The sequence below is a fragment of the Oleispirillum naphthae genome (genome assembly GCA_027864655.1).
Lineage (GTDB): Bacteria > Pseudomonadota > Alphaproteobacteria > Rhodospirillales > Rhodospirillaceae > Oleispirillum > Oleispirillum naphthae.
On record JAQAZG010000014.1, the window covers coordinates 35,089 to 54,945 of the forward strand.

18 protein-coding genes and 1 riboswitch are annotated in these 19,857 nt (G+C 69.1%); of the genes, 7 read left to right on the top strand and 11 right to left on the bottom strand.

Annotated features, from left to right (window positions below; genetic code table 11):
* Positions 1-131 precede the first annotated feature (131 nt).
* From O7R11_RS13830 to O7R11_RS13880, 11 genes are all read right to left on the bottom strand, one after another.
* Positions 132-428: a PepSY domain-containing protein gene (locus O7R11_RS13830; RefSeq protein WP_337998120.1), complete on the bottom strand. Its 297-nt coding sequence runs from the start codon at positions 426-428 to the stop codon at positions 132-134.
* 52 nt (positions 429-480) lie between these two features.
* Positions 481-1,617 carry an ABC transporter permease gene (locus tag O7R11_RS13835; RefSeq protein ID WP_337998121.1) on the bottom strand — a complete coding sequence of 379 codons (1,137 nt, stop codon included), beginning with the start codon at positions 1,615-1,617 and terminating at the stop codon, positions 481-483.
* Complete coding sequence (locus O7R11_RS13840; RefSeq protein ID WP_337998122.1) at positions 1,614-2,543, bottom strand: ABC transporter ATP-binding protein; 930 nt, start codon at positions 2,541-2,543, stop codon at positions 1,614-1,616. Before O7R11_RS13840 ends, O7R11_RS13835 begins: the two co-directional genes overlap by 4 nt.
* Entirely contained in the window at positions 2,540-3,361 is an 822-nt protein-coding gene (locus O7R11_RS13845; RefSeq protein ID WP_337998123.1) for an HlyD family secretion protein, read from the bottom strand. The genes O7R11_RS13840 and O7R11_RS13845 overlap by 4 nt, the downstream gene beginning before the upstream one ends.
* Positions 3,358-3,981 (bottom strand): TetR/AcrR family transcriptional regulator, encoded by a 624-nt coding sequence (locus O7R11_RS13850; protein WP_337998124.1) that lies wholly within the window; start codon positions 3,979-3,981, stop codon positions 3,358-3,360. Before O7R11_RS13850 ends, O7R11_RS13845 begins: the two co-directional genes overlap by 4 nt.
* An 84-nt stretch (positions 3,982-4,065) precedes the next feature.
* Positions 4,066-4,848 carry an energy transducer TonB gene (locus tag O7R11_RS13855; RefSeq protein ID WP_337998125.1) on the bottom strand — a complete coding sequence of 261 codons (783 nt, stop codon included), beginning with the start codon at positions 4,846-4,848 and terminating at the stop codon, positions 4,066-4,068.
* Complete coding sequence (gene exbD / locus O7R11_RS13860; protein WP_337998126.1) at positions 4,845-5,255, bottom strand: TonB system transport protein ExbD; 411 nt, start codon at positions 5,253-5,255, stop codon at positions 4,845-4,847. Before exbD ends, O7R11_RS13855 begins: the two co-directional genes overlap by 4 nt.
* Positions 5,255-5,968, bottom strand: a complete 714-nt coding sequence (exbB, locus tag O7R11_RS13865; protein WP_337998127.1) for a tonB-system energizer ExbB — start codon at positions 5,966-5,968, stop codon at positions 5,255-5,257. Before exbB ends, exbD begins: the two co-directional genes overlap by 1 nt.
* Positions 5,969-5,984: 16 nt before the next feature.
* The gene (locus O7R11_RS13870) at positions 5,985-6,812 is read right to left on the bottom strand and encodes an ABC transporter ATP-binding protein (RefSeq protein WP_337998128.1); all 828 of its coding nucleotides are present in this window, start codon (positions 6,810-6,812) and stop codon (positions 5,985-5,987) included.
* A gap of 11 nt (positions 6,813-6,823) precedes the next feature.
* A complete protein-coding gene (locus O7R11_RS13875; protein WP_337998129.1) occupies positions 6,824-7,843 on the bottom strand; it encodes a FecCD family ABC transporter permease in 1,020 nt (339 codons plus the stop codon).
* A gap of 178 nt (positions 7,844-8,021) precedes the next feature.
* Positions 8,022-8,244: riboswitch (cobalamin riboswitch) on the bottom strand.
* Position 8,245: 1 nt separating this feature from the next.
* The gene (locus O7R11_RS13880; RefSeq protein ID WP_337998130.1) at positions 8,246-10,273 is read right to left on the bottom strand and encodes a YgiQ family radical SAM protein; all 2,028 of its coding nucleotides are present in this window, start codon (positions 10,271-10,273) and stop codon (positions 8,246-8,248) included.
* A 175-nt stretch (positions 10,274-10,448) separates the two neighbouring features.
* Between O7R11_RS13880 and O7R11_RS13885 the strand changes: the two genes are divergently transcribed.
* The 7 genes from O7R11_RS13885 to O7R11_RS13915 all read left to right on the top strand — a co-directional run bounded on the left by O7R11_RS13885 (position 10,449) and on the right by O7R11_RS13915 (position 19,822).
* Complete coding sequence (locus O7R11_RS13885) at positions 10,449-11,582, top strand: efflux RND transporter periplasmic adaptor subunit (protein ID WP_337998131.1); 1,134 nt, start codon at positions 10,449-10,451, stop codon at positions 11,580-11,582.
* Positions 11,579-14,665, top strand: a complete 3,087-nt coding sequence (locus O7R11_RS13890; RefSeq protein WP_337998132.1) for an efflux RND transporter permease subunit — start codon at positions 11,579-11,581, stop codon at positions 14,663-14,665. Before O7R11_RS13885 ends, O7R11_RS13890 begins: the two co-directional genes overlap by 4 nt.
* A 239-nt stretch (positions 14,666-14,904) precedes the next feature.
* Positions 14,905-15,891 (top strand): TRAP transporter substrate-binding protein, encoded by a 987-nt coding sequence (locus tag O7R11_RS13895; protein WP_337998133.1) that lies wholly within the window; start codon positions 14,905-14,907, stop codon positions 15,889-15,891.
* A 130-nt stretch (positions 15,892-16,021) separates the two neighbouring features.
* Positions 16,022-16,504, top strand: a complete 483-nt coding sequence (locus tag O7R11_RS13900; RefSeq protein WP_337998134.1) for a TRAP transporter small permease — start codon at positions 16,022-16,024, stop codon at positions 16,502-16,504.
* 10 nt (positions 16,505-16,514) lie between these two features.
* Positions 16,515-17,789, top strand: coding sequence for a TRAP transporter large permease (locus O7R11_RS13905; protein WP_337998135.1), 1,275 nt, complete (start codon positions 16,515-16,517; stop codon positions 17,787-17,789).
* Positions 17,790-18,054: 265 nt separating this feature from the next.
* A complete protein-coding gene (locus O7R11_RS13910; RefSeq protein ID WP_337998136.1) occupies positions 18,055-18,537 on the top strand; it encodes a TRAP transporter small permease in 483 nt (160 codons plus the stop codon).
* 10 nt (positions 18,538-18,547) lie between these two features.
* Positions 18,548-19,822 (top strand): TRAP transporter large permease, encoded by a 1,275-nt coding sequence (locus tag O7R11_RS13915; RefSeq protein WP_337998137.1) that lies wholly within the window; start codon positions 18,548-18,550, stop codon positions 19,820-19,822.
* Positions 19,823-19,857 lie beyond the last annotated feature (35 nt).

Consider the following 19,857-nt stretch of genomic DNA (forward strand, 5'->3'; position numbering starts at 1 on the left):
CCGCGCAGCGGCTATCGACCGTCGCGCCGCGTGATGGTTCTATCGCGCGCCGCGCAAAAACCAGTTATGGGGTCTGGGGACCGAGTCCCCAGCGGGGTCCAGGGGCAAAGCCCCTGGCCTGGTTTTCTCCTCTACCGCGCGGAGCTGATCGAGACGATGGCGGCGGAGGTGGCGTCCACGATGAGTTCGCGCGGCGCGCCGGTTTCGTCGTAGAAGGTGATGACATAGACCCACTGCCCGCCGGTGCGCAGCAGCTTGGCGCCGCCGACCTCGCCGTCGATCACCGGCATCACCCGGTCGAGAATGGCGGAAAGCGGCATCACGTCCTGGCCATCGGGCAGGGCGGCGGTTTCGCGCTCCGCCGCGCCCGCCGCCGATGCGCCCAGCATCGCCAGTCCCACCAACGCCCCGCACGCGCCCTTGATCATCGCCCGGTCCGCCGCAGCCGCAGAAGGGCGTATGTTATGCCTGCTCCAAACTTCAGTCGAGCGTCATGCGATAGCGCCGCACCGCGATGAACCCGGCGACGAAGAGGAAGGCGGCGATGGCGGCGAGGTCGGGGGCGATCGCCTCCCAGCCGCTGCCTTTCAGCAGGATTCCCCGCACGATGCGCAAAAAGTGGGTGAGCGGCAGCGCCTCGCCGATCACCTGCGCCCACTCCGGCATGCCGCGGAAGGGGAACATGAACCCCGAGAGCATGATCGACGGCAGGAAGAAGAAGAACCCCATCTGCACCGCCTGCAACTGGTTGGCGGCGACGGTGGAGAAGGTGTAGCCCACCGCCAGGTTGGCGGAAATGAACACCACGGTGACGGCGGAGAGCAGCGTCAGGCTGCCCATCATCGGCACCGCGAAGATCAGCTTCGCCGCCGCCATGATGAACACCACCTGGAGGTAGCCGATGGCGACGTAGGGCAGGATCTTGCCGAGCATCACCTCGAAGGGAGAGAGCGGCATGGCGAGCAGGGTCTCCATGGTGCCGCGCTCGCGCTCCCGCGTCACCGCGAGGCAGGTCATGATCACCATGGTCATGGTCAGCACCACGCCCATCAGGCCGGGCACGATGTTGAAGGTGGTCTCCCCCTCCGGGTTGTAGCGGCGGTGCACCCGCATCTCGAAGGGCGCCTCCCCCTGCTTCAGCCCGGCGAACGGACCGGCAAGTTCCCGCGCCGCCGCTGCCGCGGCAAGGCGGTCGAGCGCGGAAAGCGCGTTGGCGGTGGCCGCGGGGTCGGTGGCGTCCGCCTCCACCAGCAGCGCCGGATGCTCGCCGCGCAGCACCCGGCGGGAGAAGTCCGCCGGAACGGTGACGACGAACTGCGCGTCGCCGTGGGCGAAGGCATCCTCCACCGCCGCCTCGCCGTCGGGAATCAGGGAGACGCGGAAATACTGCGAGGCCTGCATCGCCGCGATGACGGCGCGCCCCACCGGACCGGCATCGGCGTCGCGCACCGCGGTGGGCAGGTGCTTGGGGTCGGAATTGATCGCGAAGCCGAAGAGCAGAAGCTGGATCAGCGGAATCCCCACCATCATGCCGAAGGTCGGCGGGTCGCGCCGGATCTGCACGAACTCCTTGGAAATCATCGCGAACAAACGCGCGCAGGAGAAACAGCGGTTCATGCCGCGCCCTCCGCCATGTTGTCGCGGCTGCCCGCCATCAGGTGGATGAAGGCGTCCTCCAGGGTCGGCTCCTCCGGCTCCCAGTCCACCCCCTCCGCCGCGCAGAAGGCGGAAAGATCGGCCGCCAGCGCCGCGCCGCCGCCGCCCGCCACGTGGATCACCGCGCCGAAGGCGGTGGCGGTCTCCACCGCGGGCAGCGCCTTCACCCGCTCGATCAGGCCGGGGCCGCCGCCCCGCACCGCCGCGGCGGCAAGGCCGGAGCCCGCCACCACCTCCTCCACCGTGCCGTGGGCGAGCAACCGCCCGTAGGCGATATAGGCGATGGCGTGGCAGCGTTCCGCCTCGTCCATGTAGTGGGTGGAGACCAGCACCGTCATCCCCTCCGCCGCGAAGCCGTGGATGCGGTCCCAGAAGTCGCGGCGCGCCTGCGGGTCCACCCCGGCGGTGGGTTCGTCCAGCAGCAGCAGGCGCGGCTTGTGGAGGATGCTCGCGGCGAGCGCCAGGCGCTGCTTCCAGCCGCCGGAAAGGTGCCCGGCAAGCTGATTGCGCCGCGCCGCCAGGCCCATCCGCTCCACCGCCTCGGCGACGCGGGCCTTGCGGTCCGGCACGCCGTGCACGCGGGCGGCGAAGTCCAGGTTCTCCGCCACCGTCATGTCCTCGTAGAGGGAGAAGCGCTGCGTCATGTAGCCCGCCTGGCGCTTGATCGCCGCGGCGTCGCGCCGGATGTCGAGGCCGAGGCAGGTGCCCTCCCCCGCGTCCACCCGCAACAGCCCGCAGAGCATGCGGATGGTCGTGGTCTTGCCCGAGCCGTTGGGGCCGAGAAACCCCATGATCCGCCCCTCCTCCACCGAAAGGTCGATGGAATCCACCACGGCGCGCCCGCCGAAGCGCTTGGTCAGGCCGGTGACCGCGATGGCGGCGGTCATTTCCCCGCCCCCTGCGGCGGCAGTATGGTCACCGGCTGGCCGGGACGCAGCCGCAGCGCGGTGGCCGTATCGGGCCGCAACTCCACCAGGAAGGCGAGCTTCGCCGCGCCCGCCCGGGAATAGAGCACCGGCGGCGCATAGGCCGCCTCGGCGGAAACGAACGACACCGCCGCCTGCGCCCCCTCGCCGCAGGCGTCGCAGCGCAGGGCCGCCTGTGCCCCCGCGGGCAGGCGGGCCAGCATTGCCGCGCCGAGATAGGCCCGCACCACCACGTTGCCCGGCGGCAGCAGGCGCACCACCGGCTGCCCGGCGGCGACCACCTCGCCGGGGTGGAAGAACACGTCCTCCACCCGCGCCGCCCGGGGCGCACGCGCGGTGCGCTCATCCAGCGCCCAGCGCGCATGCGCCAGCGCCGCCTGCGCCGCGGCCTCCGCCGCCACCGCGGAGTCCGCCGCCGCCGTGGCGGAATCGAGCTTCGCCTTCAACTCGGCGGAAGTTCCCCTGAGACCGCGCTGACGCAAAAGCTCGATATCCGCCAGCCGCCGCGCCGCCTGCGCTTCGGCGAGCTTCGCCTCCGCCTCGGCGAGCGCCGCTTCCTCCGCCCGCGCATCGAGGCGGAACACCTCGGCCCCCGCGGCGACCGCATCGCCGCGCGCCACGGCCACCGCCTCCACCCGCCCGGCGGCGGGCAGGCCGAGATCGACGAAGTCGCCCTCCACGTAGCCCTGAACGCCCGGTTCCGCCTCCGGCCCGAAGCAGCCGGAAAGCGCCAAGGCCGCAACCCCGGCCGCAACCCCGCGCAGCAGCATCGCCCTCATCTCCCGCCCTCCGTCCGCAGGCCCCGCCCGATCACCTTGAACATGTCCTCGGCGAACATGCCGGTGGGCAGGGGCCGGTTGAGCACCCGGCCGAGGCCGTGGTTCCACATCGACAGCGTCAAGATCGGCGCAATCGCGATGAACGGCGTCAACGGCCCCAGATCCGCCGCGAACTCGCCCCGCGCCTGGCCGCGCGCGATGATGCCGGAAACCACGGTCAAACCGCGCGACACCACCTCCTTGACATAGAACTCCGCAATGTCGGGAAAATTCCCCGCCTCGGACAAAACGATGCGCGGAATCGCCCCCGCCGCACTGCCGCCGACCATGCGCGCCATTTCGGTAATCACCCGGCGCAGCAGCTCCTCCGAGGAGCCGTCGAAGGCCTGCGCCATCGCCTCCAGGCGCGATACCGTGGTCAAAATCGTCTCGCGCACCGTCGCCTTGAAGATCTCCGCCTTGGTCGGGAAATACAGGTACACCCCGGCCTTCGACAACCCCGCCCGCGCCGCGATCTCCTCCACCCGCGTCGCGGCGAAGCCCTTCTCCGCAAACAACGCCAACGCCGCGGCGATGATCTCGCCGGGCCGGTCCTCCGGGCGCTGCGTCCAGCGTGGCATGCCGTACCCTCATAAACTAACTGACTGGTAAGTTATATAACGATCGGAGATGAAAAACAAGGCCGGGCTCCGCCCGGCCTTGTTTTACGTCAACCGGAAGGGGATGGTGACGCGGAAGGTGAGCGCGGTGCGGTGGAGGTCGTGGGGGAACGGCGGGAACCTGCGCACGCGGTGCAGCAGGGCCTTGGCCTCGCGGTCGAGGACGCCGTGGCCGCTTTCGGCGACGAGGCGGCTTGCGAGGATTTCGCCGTTTGCGGCGACGGAGAACTCCACCTCCACGTCGCCCTGGTATCCCATGCGGCGTGCGACGTCGGGGTATTTGCGGCTCTGCCACAGCGCCTGGAAGACCAGGAGCTTGTAGCGGCCGAGCGGCGTGCCCGCGCCGATGCCGCCGCCGCCGAGGCGTCCGCTGATCACGCCGCCGCCCTGCCCCGCCTCCCCGGCGAGGCCTGCCGCGCCGCCGTTGCCCGCGGAGGATGCGGCGGCGGAGGCCGGGGCCGCGGGCGGCGCGGATTCGGGGGCGGGCTTGGGCGCGGCGGCCACCGGCTTGGGCTGCGGCTTCGGCTTGTGCTTGGGTTTGGGCTCGGGCTTGGGCAGGGCGGCCTCGGCCTTTTCCACCGGCTTGGGCTTGGGCGGTTCCACGTCCTTCGGCTGCGGCGCGGGCGCGGGGGCGGCCTTGGCCCCGCCGCCCGCCGCCGCTGCGGTATTGCCGCCGAAGGCCGCGAGTTCGAGGGAGAACGCCCCGGCGGGCATGTCGTTGACCGGCGCGCTGCGCAACAGCGCAAGACCCAGCGCCGCCCCGGCGTGCAGGCCCAGGGTGAGCATCAGGGAGGCGGACCACAGCCGCATTTCCCCGGCGGCGATCATTCCGCCTTCTCCAGGCCGACGAGGGCGACCTTGAGGTAGGCGGCCTCGCGCAGGCGGTCCATCACCGCCATCAGGGTGGCGTAGTCCACCGCCTTGTCGGCGCGCAGGAAGACGCGGGTATCCTTGGCGCCGCCGGTCCTGGCGTCGAGCGCCGCGCCGAGGCCGGAGAGCGCCACCGGCGCATCGCCCAGCAGCACCGAGGAATCCGCCTTCACCGAGACGAACAGCGGGTCTTCCGGGCGCTTGGCGGGCTGCGCGGTGGAGGACGGCAGGTCCACCGGCACGTCCACGGTGGCGAGGGGGGCGGCGACCATGAAGATGATCAGCAGCACCAGCATCACGTCGATGAACGGCGTGACGTTGATCTCGTGGCATTCCGCCAGATCGTCTTCGTAGAGCGCGGCCATTATTCCGCGGCCTCCTGGAAGCTTTGGCCGCGGCGGTCGAAGTCGCGGCTGACGATGCCCTCCACCGCCGCCGAAATGTCGGCGAGCTGGGCGCGGTAGGCGGCGATGGCGCGGGCGAGCGCGTTGTAGACGATCACCGCGGGGATCGCGGCGATCAGCCCCATGGCGGTGGCGAGCAGCGCCTCGGCGATGCCCGGCGCGACCACCGCGAGGTTGGTGGTGTGCGCCCGCGCGATGCCGACGAAGCTGTTCATGATGCCCCAGACGGTGCCGAACAGGCCGATGAACGGCGCGGTGGCGCCGATGCTGGCGAGGATGCCGGTGCCGAGCGCGATGCGCCTGCCCGCCGCCGCCTCGGCGCGCGAAAGCCGGGTGGAAACCCGCTCCTTCAGCCCGCCGCAGGGCGACCCGGCGGAGAGCCGCACCTCGGCGGCGGCGGCGGCGACCAGCGCGGCGGCGGGGCCGGGCGCGGCGGCGCGGTCCGCATCGGCGAGGCTGCGCGCCTCGGCGAGCATCGCCAGCGCCGCGGCGGCGGCGCGGCGGCCGCGGCGGATTTCCACGGTCTTGGCGATCGCCACCGTCCACGTCGCCACCGAGGCGAGCGCGAGGCCGATCATCACCAGTTGCACCACGATGTGGGCGTTGACGAACATCGTCCACGGCGAGAGATCGTGCGGCACCGCGATGACCGTGCCGGTAACTGTGGTTTCCATGAGCCTTCCCCCTTTTTCAGACCGCGGCGCGCAGGCCGGAGCCGCCGCTGACTTCCCACGGCAGCACGTAGAGCCCGCCGCCGTGGCGTCCGACATGCACGGTGACGCCGTAGGCGGCCTCCAGCAGGCCGGGCGTCAGCACCTCTTCCGGCGTGCCGTCGGCCATCACCCGGCCGCCATGCAGCAGCACCAGGCGCGCGCAGAAGCGCGCCGCAAGCGTCAGGTCGTGCAGCACCACCACGACGCCGCGCCCCTCGGCTGCGAAATCGCGCAGGGTTTCCATCACCTGCAACTGATAGTGCGGGTCCAGCCCCGCCACCGGCTCGTCGGCGAGCAGCACCTCGGGGCACCCGGCGAGCGCGCGGGCCAGCATCACCCGCACCCGCTCGCCGCCGGAAAGGTCGGTCACCGGGCGGCGGCGCAGGTGCGCGACCCCGGTGGCGGCCATGGCGCGCTCCACCGCCGCGGCATCCGCCGCGCCGGGGCGGCCGAAGCGGCTGAGGTGCGGCGTGCGGCCGATCGCCACGACGCGCTCCACGCTCATCGGCCAGGAGCACGGCGATCCCTGCGCCAGATAGCCGACGCGGCGGGCGAGCGCCTGCGGCTCCCACGCGGCGAGCGCCTGCCCGCCGAAGCGCGCCTCCCCCGCGGCGGGGGGCAGGAATCCCATCATCGTCTTCAGCAGCGTGGTCTTGCCCGCGCCGTTGGGGCCGATCAGCCCGGTCACCCCCGCGCCGCCGAGCGCCAGGTCGATGCCGCGCAGCACCGGCCGCCCGGACAGGCTCACGGCGAGGTTTTCGACGGAGAAACCGGCGGGCGGCGGAACGGGAAGGATCGTCGTCATGGCGTTTTCCCTCACGGCGCGTGGCGGCGGGTGTTGAGCACGAGGACCAGGAAGAACGGCGCGCCGATCACCGCGGTGAGCACGCCGAGCTTGAATTCCGGGTCGGTGGAGATCAGCCGCACGCCGATGTCGGCGGCGAGCAGCAGCGCCGCGCCGCCCAGCGCGCTCGCGGCGAGCAGGCGGCCGGGACGGTGCCCCACCAGGGGGCGCAGGATGTGCGGCACGATCAGTCCGATGAAGCCGATGCTGCCCGCCACCGCCACCCCGGCGCCGACCGCGAGCGCGGTGCCGACGATGAGGGAATAGCGCAGGCGGGTGAGCGAAACGCCGAGGCTGGCCGCGGTGTCCTCGCCGAGGGTCAGCGCATCGAGCGCACGCCCGCAGGAAAGCAGCATCGCCCACCCGGCAAGCGAGAACGGCAGCGCCAGGGCGGCGTGCCGCATGCTGACGTTGGAGAGCGAGCCCATCAGCCAGAAGACGATCTCCAGCGCCGAATGCGGGTCGGGCGAGAGGTTGATCGCGATGGAGATCAGCGCCCCGGCAAGGCTGGAGAGCGCCACCCCCGCGAGGATGATGGTGAGCACCCCGGGGGTGCGCCCGGCGAGGCCGAACAGCAGCAGGATGGAGATCACCGCCCCGGCGATGGCGAAGAGCGGCAGCGCCAGGGGAAACATCGCCGCAAAGCCGTAATAGAGCGCGATCACCGCGCCGAGCGCGGCGGAGGAAGAGGTGCCGATCAACGCGGGCTCGGCCAGCGGATTGCGCAAAAGCCCCTGCAAGGCCGCGCCGGAAAGCCCGAGCGAGGCCCCCACCACCGCGCCGAGGATGGCGCGCGGCAGGCGGATATCGCGCAGGATCACCGAATACGGCCCGGCATCCGCACCGAACAGGGCGGCGAAGGCGCGCCCCGGCGGGATCGCCACCGGCCCGACGCACAGCCCCGCGGCGAACAGGCACGCGATGACCAGCGCCAGCGCGGCGAGCAGCCCACCGTAGGAGAGGCGCAGCCCCGCCTTCCCGCCGCGGTCCATGGACGCATCCAACGCTTGTTCCACCGTCACCCCCCGCGCCCTCCGCGCGATCGACGCTGCACGAAGCGGGCCCTGACGGCCCGCCGCTTGCGTGGGGAGATGCGATGAAGGGAAAACCGGGTCGGGAAAGGCGGGTCTTGCGCCATGCCGGAAACACGGTTCCCCCGTGCCTCCGCACGCAAGAAAACGACTCCCGGCAGGTCTCCTGGCTCGCGGGTCGGTGCGTCGGATCGGCCTTCCCAGTTTCCCAGTGGCGTAATTCGATCCTGGCTCGCCGCTTACAGTTACGGAGGCAGCTTCGGCCTTGGCGCGCCGCGAGGCGGCGCAGTCCGCACCGAATTCCCTTTTCACCCGGACGCGCGCGAAACCTCCCACGCGGAGCCGGGAACCGAGGCGTCCGGTTTACCGGCTGCGGCGGGGGGATGTCAAGGGCGGCGACGTTACACTGTTGCGCATTTTTCCGCCTCGGCGGCCCTCGCCGCCTTGGCCGGTGCCCCTGGGCTGCCAGGCAGGCACCAGGTGCGCCTTGCCTGGGCCGATCAGGTCGGCGCGGCCCATGGCGACCAGCGCCTCGCGCAGCATCGGCCAGTTCTCCGCGTCGTGATAGCGCAGGAACGCCTTGTGCAGGCGGCGCCGGCGCAGCCCCTTGGCGGTGGCGACGCCCGGCGCGCCGGCGCGCCTCACCGGGGCGAGCGGGTTGAACCCGGTGTGGTACATCGCGGTGGACAGCGCCATCGGCGCGGGCAGGAAGGTCTGCACCTGATCGACGCGGAAGCCGTTCTTCTTCAGCCACAGGGCGAGATTCAACATGTCCTCGTCGGTGGTGCCGGGATGGGCGGCGATGAAATAGGGAATGAGGAAGAAGTCCTTGCCCGCGGCCTTCGCCGCGGCCTGGAACTGCGAACGGAAGCCCTCGAAGGTTTCGATGCCGGGCTTCAGCATCAGGTCGAGGGTGCCCTTCTCGGTGTGCTCCGGCGCGATCTTGAGGTAGCCGCCGACATGGTCGGCGACCAGGGCGCGGATGTAGGCCGGGCTCTTCACCGCAAGGTCGAAGCGCACGCCGGAGCCGATCAGCACCTTCTTCACCCCCGGCACCGCCCGCGCCTTTGCATAGAGGCGGATCAGCGGCCCGTGGTCGGTGTTGAGGTTGTCGCAAATTTTCGGGTAGAGGCAGGAGAAGCGGCGGCACAGAGCCTCCGCCCGCGGCGAGGAGCAGCCCAGGCGGTACATGTTGGCGGTGGCCCCGCCGAGATCGGAGATGTGGCCGGTGAAGGCGGCGTCGGTGTCGCGGATCGCCGCGATCTCGCGCAGGATCGACTCCTCCGAGCGGCTCTGCACGATGCGGCCCTCGTGCGCGGTGATCGCGCAGAAGGCGCAGCCGCCGAAGCAGCCGCGCAGGATCGCCACGGAATGGCGGATCATCTCCCACGCCGGGATGCGCGCATCGCCATAGGCCGGGTGCGGCGCGCGGGCGTACGGCAGGTCGAACACCGCGTCGAGATCGGCGGTGGAAAGCGGCAGCGGCGGCGGTGCGACCCACACCGCGCGGCCGCCCTGGAACTGCATCAGGGCGCGGCCGTTGCGCGGGTTGCTCTCCAGGTGCGCGATGCGCGCCGCATGCGCATAGAGCGCGCGGTCCGCCGCCACCGCGGCGAAATCGGGCAGCAGCAGCGCGGTCTCCGCATCGCGCGGCGGGCGCTCGCGCGGCGGGGCTTCGTCGGGCAGGCGGGTCTCGTCGATCAGCGTCACGCCCTCCGGCGGCGCGTCCGCCGCCACCGCGACGCCGCGCACCTGCCGCAGGTCCCCCACCCCCTTGCCGGAGGCGAAGCGGTGCGCGATTTCCGAGAGCGCGCACTCGGCATTGCCGTAGACCAGGGCGTCGGCCTTGGCGTCGAACAGCACCGAGCGCCGCACCTTGTCGGACCAGTAGTCGTAGTGCGCGAGGCGGCGCAGCGAGGCCTCGATGCCGCCGATCACCACCGGCACGTCCTTGAACGCCTCGCGGCAGCGCTGCGCATAGACGATCGCCGCACGGTCCGGGCGCTTGCCGCCCTCGTCGCCGGGGGTGTAGGCGTCGTTGCTGCGGATGCGGCGGTCGGCGGTGTAGCGGTTGACCATGGAGTCCATGTTCCCCGCGGTGACGCCGAAGAAGAGGTTGGGCTTGCCGAGCGCGGCGAACGCCGCGGACGAGGACCAGTCCGGCTGCGCGACGATGCCGACGCGGAAGCCCTGCGCCTCCAGCACCCGGCCGATCACCGCCGCGCCGAAGGAGGGATGATCGACATAGGCGTCGCCGGTGACGATCACCACGTCGCAGGAGTCCCAGCCGAGCGCCGTCATCTCGTCGCGGCTCATCGGCAGGAACGGCGCGGGACCGAAACGGTGCGCCCAGAACTTCCGGTACGAAAACAGGCCTTTTTCCGCCGCCACGCGACACATCCTTTCGCCCTGCGCCGCGATCTCTCCGACAAGACGGGCGCCGCGGGGTTTATAGCGTAAAAATATCGTAAGGGAGAGTCATCCGTATGCGATTCCGATTATCGAGACCGGACGGTCTATGTATACTGTCGCGCGCTGCCCCCCTTGGAACGGAAACCTCATCGTGATGCGACGTTTCGGATACCGCCCGGGCCTCTGTGCGGCCCTGATCGTTCTCGGCATGTCCTGCGCCGCCGCGCCCGCCGCCGCCGCGCCGCAAGGCCGCCAGGCGGTCGCCGCGCCGGTGGTGGCGGCGCAGGCGGAGCGCCGCGACGTGCCGCGCCTGGTGCGCACCTACGGCAGCGTGCTCGCCTCCGCGACGGCGCAGATCAAGTCCCTGGTCGAAGGCCGGGTGCTCGAGGCGTTCTTCACCGAGGGCGACACGGTCAAGGCGGGAGACCTGCTCTTCCGCATCGACCCGCGGCCCTTCCAGGCCGACCTGGAACAGACGCAGGCGGTGCTCGCCCGCGACCAGGCGCAACTCGACAAGGCGCGCCTCGAACTCGTCCGCCAGAAGGACCTGAGCAAGCGCGGCGTCGCCTCGGCGCAGAAGTTCGAGCAGGCGCAGGCCGAGGCCAAGGCGCTCGCCGCCACCGTGGCCGCCGATGCCGCGATGGTCGCCAACGCCAGGCTGAAGCTCGGCTACACCGAGATCCGCGCCCCCTTCTCCGGCAAGACCGGGCCGATCCTCATCCACCCCGGCAACATCGTGAAGGCCAACGGCGACACCGCGCTGGTGACGCTCTCGGCGATCGAGCCGGTGCGCATCTCCGTCACCGTGGCGCAGCAGCAGCTGCCGACCCTGCAGGCGCGCATGCGCGAGGGCGGCACCGGCCTGATCGTTTCCATCCCCGGCGACGCCGCGCCGCCGATCACCGCGCGCGTGGACTTCGTCAACGCCACGGTGGATTCGCGGAGCGGCACCATCGAGGTGCGCGCCACCGTGGAAAACCGCGACCATCGCCTGGTGCCCGGCCAGTTCGTCTCCGCCTCCCTGGTGCTGGAGACCTTCCGCGACGCCGTCGCCATACCCTTCGAGGCGATCAACACCGGACAGGAAGGCCCCTACGTCTACGTCGTCGGCAAGGACGGCAAGGCCGAGGTCCGCCCGGTGACCGTGCTCTATGCCGATGCGGGCGTCGCCGCGCTGGGCGCGGGCGTCGAGGCCGGAGAGCAGGTGGTGACCGACGGGCAGTTGCGCCTCGCCCCCGGCGTGCCGGTCGTCATTGCCGCCCCTGCGGCCGGCAAGGCGCAGAAATGAGCGTCGATCTGTTCATCCGCCGTCCGGTCGCCACCACGCTCCTGATGGTGGCGCTGGTGATCTTCGGCATCATCGGCTACCTCAAGATGCCGGTGAGCGAGCTGCCCGCCGTGGACTTCCCCACCATCACGGTGACCGCCGACCTGCCCGGCACCGACCCGGAGACCATGGCCTCGGCGGTGGCGACGCCTCTCGAAAACCAGTTCTCGACGATCTCCGGCATCGATTCGATGACCTCCACGTCGAGCCAGGGACGCACCCGCGTCACCATGCAGTTCTCGCTCGACCGCGACATCGACGCCGCGGCGCAGGACGTGCAGGCGGCGATCTCCTCCACCCTGCGCAAGCTGCCCGCGGACATGACCACGCCGCCCGCGCTGCGCAAGGTCGATCCCGGCAGTTCGCCGATCTACTACATCTTCATGCGCTCCAAGACCCTGCCGATGTCCACGGTGACGCAGTATGCGGAAGGCCAGCTGGCGCGGCGGCTCTCCACGATCAACGGCGTGGCGCAGGTCAACGTCTACGGCTCGCAGAAGTACGCGGTGCGCCTGCGCATGGACCCGGACGCCATGGCGGCGCGCGGCCTCGGCATCGACGAGGTGGCCGCCGCGGTCTCCGCCGCCAACGTCAACCAGGGCACCGGCTCGCTCTCCGGCCCCACCCGCACCGCGCTGATCCACACCCGCGGCCAGCTTCTCTCCGCCGCCGCCTACGTGGACCAGGTGATCGCCTACCGCGACGGCGCGCCGGTGCGTTTCGGCGATCTCGGCGAGGTGGTGGACAGCGTCGAGAACGACCGCCTGGGCAGTTGGGTGGACGACGAGCGCACGGTCACCCTCGCGATCCAGCGCCAGCCCGGTTCCAACACCATCGAGGTGGTGGAGGCGATCAAGGCGGTGCTGCCGGAGTTCGAGGCGCAGTTGCCGCCGAGCCTGGAGCTTTCGATCTTCTACGACCGCAGCCAGACCATCCGCGCCTCGATCGAGGACGTGCAGTTCACCCTGGTGCTCGCCGCGGTGCTGGTGATCATGGTGATCTTCGTGTTCCTGCGCAGCGCCTCGGCGACGATCATCCCCTCGCTCGCGCTGCCGATCAGCATCGTCGGCACCTTCGCGGGCATGGCGGCCTTCGGCTTCTCGCTCGACAACCTGTCGCTGATGGCGCTCACCCTCTCCGTCGGCTTCGTCGTGGACGACGCCATCGTCATGCTGGAAAACATCGTGCGCCACCGCGAGGCGGGGGAGCGTCCCTTCGAGGCGGCGATCAAGGGCGCGCGCGAGATCGCCTTCACCATCGTCTCGATGACCGTCTCGCTCGCCGCGGTGTTCATCCCGGTGATGTTCATGGGCGGCATCGTCGGCCGCCTGCTCAACGAGTTCGCGCTCACCATCGTCATCGCCATCCTGGTCTCCGGGGTGATCTCGCTGACCCTGACGCCGATGCTGTGCAGCCGGATGATCCGCGCCGGGCACCAGAGCCACGGCGCCCTCTACCACCGCCTCGAGGCGGCGTTCGAGCGCATGCAATCGCTCTACGAGGTCTCCCTGCGCTGGAGCCTGGCGCACCCGCGCGTCATCTTCGGCGCCTTCGTGGCGAGCCTGGCGCTCTCCGCCCTGCTCTTCGTGATGGTGCCCAAGGACTTCCTGCCCTCCGACGACACCGGCCGCATCTTCGCCTATACCGAGGGTTCCTCCAGCACCTCCTTCGACGAGATGGTGCGCAACCAGAAGCGCGCCGCCGCGATCGTGCGCCAGGACCCGGACGTCGCCTCGGTGATGATGTCGGTCGGCGCGGGCGGCTCCCGCACCGGCGTCAACTCCGGCATCCTGATCATCAGCCTCACCCCCTACGAGGACCGCTCCGCCACCGCCGACGACGTGGTGCGCCGCCTGCGCAGGGCCACCGCGGAGATTCCGGGGATCAAGGTCTACATGCAGAACCCGCCGGTGATCCGCATCGGCGGCTCGCTCAGCAAGGCGCAGTACCAGTACACCCTGCAGGACCTCGACCTCGGCGCGCTCTACGGCGGCGCGGCCAGGCTCACCGAGGCGCTCTCCCACGAGCACGGCTTCTACGACGTCACCAACGACATGGACATCTCCGCCCCCACCGTCTCGGTGACGGTGGACCGCGAGCGCGCCGCCAAGCTCGGCGTCACCGTGCTGCAAATCGAGGATGCGCTCGCCTCCGCCTTCGGCACGCGGCAGGTCTCCACGATGTACACGCCGAACGACCAGTACCAGGTGATCCTCGAACTGCTGCCGAAATTCCAGAGCGAATCCTCGGCGCTGGAGCGCCTCTACGTGCGCAGCAGCAACGGCGCGCTGGTGCCGCTCACCGCGGTCACCACCATCGCCCCCGGCGTGCTGCCGCAGACGGTGAACCATCTCGGCCAGTTGCCCGCGGTCACCGTCTCGTTCAACCTCGACCGCGAGCTTTCCCTCGGCGAGGCGCTTGCCCGCATCCAGGAGGTGCAGCGCGACATCGGCCTGGCCGGCACCACCCAGACCAGCTTCGAGGGCACCGCCAAGGCGTTCAAGAGTTCGAGCCAGGGCCTCGGCCTGCTGCTGCTGCTCGCCATCTTCGTCGTCTACATCGTGCTCGGCATCCTCTACGAAAGCTTCATCCACCCGCTGACCATCCTCTCCGGCCTACCCTCGGCGGCGGTGGGCGCGCTGCTCACCCTGGAGCTCTTCGGCGTGCCGCTCAGCCTCTACGCCTTCGTCGGCATCATCATGCTGGTCGGCATCGTCAAGAAGAACGCGATCATGATGATCGACTTCGCCCTGGAGCAGGAGCGCAGCGCCTCCCTGCCGCCGGAGCGGGCGATCGTGCAGGCCGCGCTGGTGCGCTTCCGCCCGATCATGATGACCACCATGGCCGCCCTGATGGGCACCCTGCCGATCGCGATCGGCATCGGCGCGGGCGCGCAGGCGCGCCAGCCGCTCGGCCTCACCGTGGTCGGCGGGCTGATCCTCTCCCAGGCGCTGACCCTCTACATCACCCCGGTGATCTACATCTACCTCGACCGCATGGGCGCCTATTTCCGCCGCCTGCGCCGCGGGAACGCCGCCGGCTGATTCCCGCGACTCGGGAAACGCTTTTTCGCGATTCCCGCCATGGCCGCGCCTATGCGGAACGGCAAAGCCGCCGCCGCATTCCGGGCAGGCCGCCGATTCGCTCCCCCACCCGACCGGGGGGCGGCAATTGGGTTGAAACCCCGGCGGTTTCCTGTCTAAATGTTGGGCCATGTCAGGCACTTCGGGGGACCCGGTGCCCGGCAACGAGACTCCGACAGCAATAGAACAGGGTGGAACCTATGAAGCGCCTCACAAGCATTCTCGGCATGTGCCTTTTGGCCATGACCGCATCCGGCCCGGCTATGGCCGCGGCCAAGGTCGTCATCAAGCTCGGCCACATCGCGGAACCCGTTCACCCCTACGGCAAGGGCGCCGACCAGTTCGCCAAGCTCGTCGCGGAGAAGTCGGGCGGCGAGATCGAAGTCAAGGTGTTCCCGAACTCCCAGCTCGGCAACCAGAAGGACCTGATCGAAGGCCTGGTCTTCGGCTCCGTCGATATGGCTCTGGTCGGCACCGCGGTGCTCGGCCAGTTCCAGCCGCAGATTTCGCTGTTCGACCTGCCGTTCCTGTTCGAGGACCGGCCGCACGCCTACCGCTCGCTCGACACCGTCGGCATGGAGATCGGCAAGGGCCTGGAACCGCGCGGCATCAAGCTGCTCGGCTACATGGAAAACGGCATCCGCCACATGACCGACAACCTCCGCCCGATCAAGACCCCGGCCGACATGAAGGGGCTCAAGATCCGCGTGATGACCAACAAGATCTACGTGGAAATGATGAAGGCGCTCGGCGCATCGCCGACCCCGATGGCGTTCAGCGAACTCTACTCCGCGATGCAGCAGGGCACCGTGGACGGCCAGGAGAACCCCTCCGCCCACATCTACACCAAGCGCTTCTTCGAAGTGCAGAAGTACGCCTCGCTCACCGCCCACGCCTACGCGCCGGAGCCGGTGCTGATCTCCATGATCACCTGGAAGAAGCTTTCGCCGAAGCAGCAGAAGGTCGTCCAGGACGCCGCCAAGGAATCCATCGCCTGGCAGCGCAAGGTCTCCGAGGACGAGGACAACGATTACTGGAACAAGATCAAGGCGACCGGCAAGATGGAAGTCCTCACCGTGGACCGCAAGCCGTTCATGGATGCGACCAAGCCGGTCATCGCCATGTTCGCCAAGACCGTCGGCCAGGACAACATCGACAAGGTCAACGCCCTGCGCGCCAAGAAGTAATGCCTAAGGCATTATAAGAAAACGCCTTTTCCTGGCCCGGACACGGCGTGTCCGGGCCATTTTTCCGCCCTGCTTCCGACACAATTTTCAGCGATGTCTATGCCTCCGGAAATCACGGGGGCACACGGGTATGGACGGGCTGTTCAAGCTGCTGCGCAAGGTTCTCTACGGCATCTCGGTGGCCGCGATGCTGGTGATGCTGGCGATCATCTTCATGCAGGTGATCACCCGCTACCTCCTCGGCTTCACCTTCGAGTGGTCGGAGGAACTCGCCCGCTTCCTCTTCGTCTGGGCGGTCTTCCTCGGCTCCGCCCTGATCATGGGCGAGGACGGCCACCTCGCCGTCGAGCTGCTGCCGCGCCTGCTGGCGGGCAGCAAGCCGGGCTTCGTGCTCAACGTCTTCATCAACCTCTGCGGCTACGTCTTCATCTTCCTCCTGATCACCCAGGGCTGGAAGATGACCGAGACGATGAGCTTCCAGGAGGCTCCGGGCCTCGGCATCCCGATGAGCTGGGTCTACATCGTGATGCCGGTCTCCGGCGTGCTGATGCTGCTCTACCACATCAAGGACAGCCTCAAGATCCTCCGCGCGATCCGCGAACCCAAGGCATAAGGGGCATACGATGGAAACCGTTCTGGTCCTGCTTTTCATCGGCCTGGCGCTGATCGGCGTGCCGGTCGCCTACGCCCTGTGCCTCTCGGTGTCGTTCGTCCTGGTCTATTACATGGACCTGCCGCAGGTGCTGATCCTCAACACCATGTTCTCCGGCATCGACAGCTTCTCGTTCATGGCGGTGCCGTTCTTCATGCTCGCGGGCGCGTTCATGTCCGCGGGCGGCGTGACCAAGCGCCTGGTCGGCGTGGCGCAGGCGATGGTCGGCTCGTTCACCGGCGGCCTGGCGCAGGCGGTGGCGGTGGCGGGCATGTTCTTCGCCGCGATCTCCGGCTCCTCGGCGGCGACCACCGCGGCGATCGGCTCGACCATGGTCGGCGAGATGGAGCGCAAGGGCTACCGCCGCGAGCTCGCCACCGGCATCGTCGCCGCCTCGGGCACCGTCGGCATCGTCATTCCGCCGTCGATCACCTTCGTCGTCTACGGCGTCATCGCCAACGTCTCGATCGGCGACCTGTTCATGGGCGGCGTGCTGCCCGGCCTGCTGATGGGCCTGGCGATGTGCGGCATGGGCTGGTACATCGCGAAGAAGGAGGGGATTCCGCCCGAGGGCAACTTCTCCATCGTCAAGCTGTTCCTCACCCTCAAGGAAGCCTTCTGGGCGCTGATGACCCCGGTGATCATCATCGGCGGCATCTACGGCGGCATCTTCACGCCGACCGAGGCGGCGGCGGTGGCGGCGGTCTACGGCATCGTCGTCGGCCTGTTCATCTACCGCGAACTCAAGCTCGCCGACTTCCCGGAGATCGTGTTCAAGGCGGTGATCGGCTCCACCCTGATCATGTTCCTGGTCGGCGCGGCCAAGGCCTTCGGCTGGCTGATGACCAACCTGCAGATCCCGCACCACGTCGGCGCGGCGGTGGTCTCGCTCACCACCTCGCCGGTGATGTTCATGATGATCATGAACGTGCTGCTGCTGGTGCTCGGCACCCTGGTCAACGCCTCGGCGGCGGTGGTCATCCTCACCCCGATCTTCCTGCCGGTGGCGGAGAGCCTGGGCATCGACCCGCTCTACTTCGGCGTGATCATGGTGGTGAACCTCGCCATCGGCTGCATCACCCCGCCGGTGGGGCTCGACCTCTTCGTCGCCTCGGCGATCACCAAGGTGCCGCTGGAAAAGGTGATGAAGGCGACGCTGCCTTACCTCTTCGCCCTCATCGGCGTGCTGCTGTTCATCACCCTGGTGCCGTCGATCTCCACCTTCCTGCCCAACGCGCTGCACTGACGCAACGGCGCATGCAACGACGCGAAAACGGCCCCCCGGGGCCGTTTTTCTTTGCCTGCGCCCACCCGCCGATGTGCCGCAATTATGTTGAAAATCTGTCTATAAGGTGTCTAAATACCGGCGCGCGCGGCCAGGGCCGCATTGCCGCCGGAAGGGCGGCGCGCGCCTGCGCGGCTGCGCCTGCGCCCGACGCACCGGGGATTGGGGAAACCGGTGGGTCGCCCGTCTCCTCCCGAGCTCGCGCCTGAGAAGGGGCCGATACAAAATGGACAGTCTGTTCAAGCTGCTACGCAAGGTTCTCTACGGCATCTCGGTGGCCGCGATGCTGGTGATGCTGGCGATCATCTTCATGCAGGTGATCACCCGCTACCTCCTCGGCTTCACCTTCGAGTGGTCGGAGGAACTCGCCCGCTTCCTCTTCGTCTGGGCGGTCTTCCTCGGCTCCGCCCTGATCATGGGCGAGGACGGCCACCTCGCCGTCGAGCTGCTGCCGCGCCTGCTGGCGGGCAGCAAGCCGGGCTTCGTGCTCAACGTCTTCATCAACCTCTGCGGCTACGTCTTCATCTTCCTCCTGATCACCCAGGGCTGGAAGATGACCGAGACGATGAGCTTCCAGGAGGCTCCGGGCCTCGGCATCCCGATGAGCTGGGTCTACATCGTGATGCCGGTCTCCGGCGTGCTGATGCTGCTCTACCACATCAAGGACAGCCTCAAGATCCTCCGCGCGATCCGCGAACCCAAGGCATAAGGGGCATACGATGGAAACCGTTCTGGTCCTGCTTTTCATCGGCCTGGCGCTGATCGGCGTGCCGGTCGCCTACGCCCTGTGCCTCTCGGTGTCGTTCGTCCTGGTCTATTACATGGACCTGCCGCAGGTGCTGATCCTCAACACCATGTTCTCCGGCATCGACAGCTTCTCGTTCATGGCGGTGCCGTTCTTCATGCTCGCGGGCGCGTTCATGTCCGCGGGCGGCGTGACCAAGCGCCTGGTCGGCGTGGCGCAGGCGATGGTCGGCTCGTTCACCGGCGGCCTGGCGCAGGCGGTGGCGGTGGCGGGCATGTTCTTCGCCGCGATCTCCGGCTCCTCGGCGGCGACCACCGCGGCGATCGGCTCGACCATGGTCGGCGAGATGGAGCGCAAGGGCTACCGCCGCGAGCTCGCCACCGGCATCGTCGCCGCCTCGGGCACCGTCGGCATCGTCATTCCGCCGTCGATCACCTTCGTCGTCTACGGCGTCATCGCCAACGTCTCGATCGGCGACCTGTTCATGGGCGGCGTGCTGCCCGGCCTGCTGATGGGCCTGGCGATGTGCGGCATGGGCTGGTACATCGCGAAGAAGGAGGGGATTCCGCCCGAGGGCAACTTCTCCATCGTCAAGCTGTTCCTCACCCTCAAGGAAGCCTTCTGGGCGCTGATGACCCCGGTGATCATCATCGGCGGCATCTACGGCGGCATCTTCACGCCGACCGAGGCGGCGGCGGTGGCGGCGGTCTACGGCATCGTCGTCGGCCTGTTCATCTACCGCGAACTCAAGCTCGCCGACTTCCCGGAGATCGTGTTCAAGGCGGTGATCGGCTCCACCCTGATCATGTTCCTGGTCGGCGCGGCCAAGGCCTTCGGCTGGCTGATGACCAACCTGCAGATCCCGCACCACGTCGGCGCGGCGGTGGTCTCGCTCACCTCTTCGCCGCTCGTCTTCCTGTTGATCATGAACGTGCTGCTGCTGGTGCTCGGCACCCTGGTCAACGCCTCGGCGGCGGTGGTCATCCTCACCCCGATCTTCCTGCCGGTGGCGGAGAGCCTGGGCATCGACCCGCTGCACTTCGGCGTGGTGATGGTGGTGAACCTCGCCATCGGCTGCATCACCCCGCCGGTGGGGCTCGACCTCTTCGTCGCCTCGGCGATCACCAAGGTGCCGCTGGAAAAGGTGATGAAGGCGACGCTGCCTTACCTCTTCGTGCTGATCTGCACACTCGTAGTGATCACCATGGTGCCGGCGATCTCCACCTTCCTGCCCAACGCGCTGCACTAGGCAGGCGCACCCCGGAAAAAACGGCCCCTCCGGGG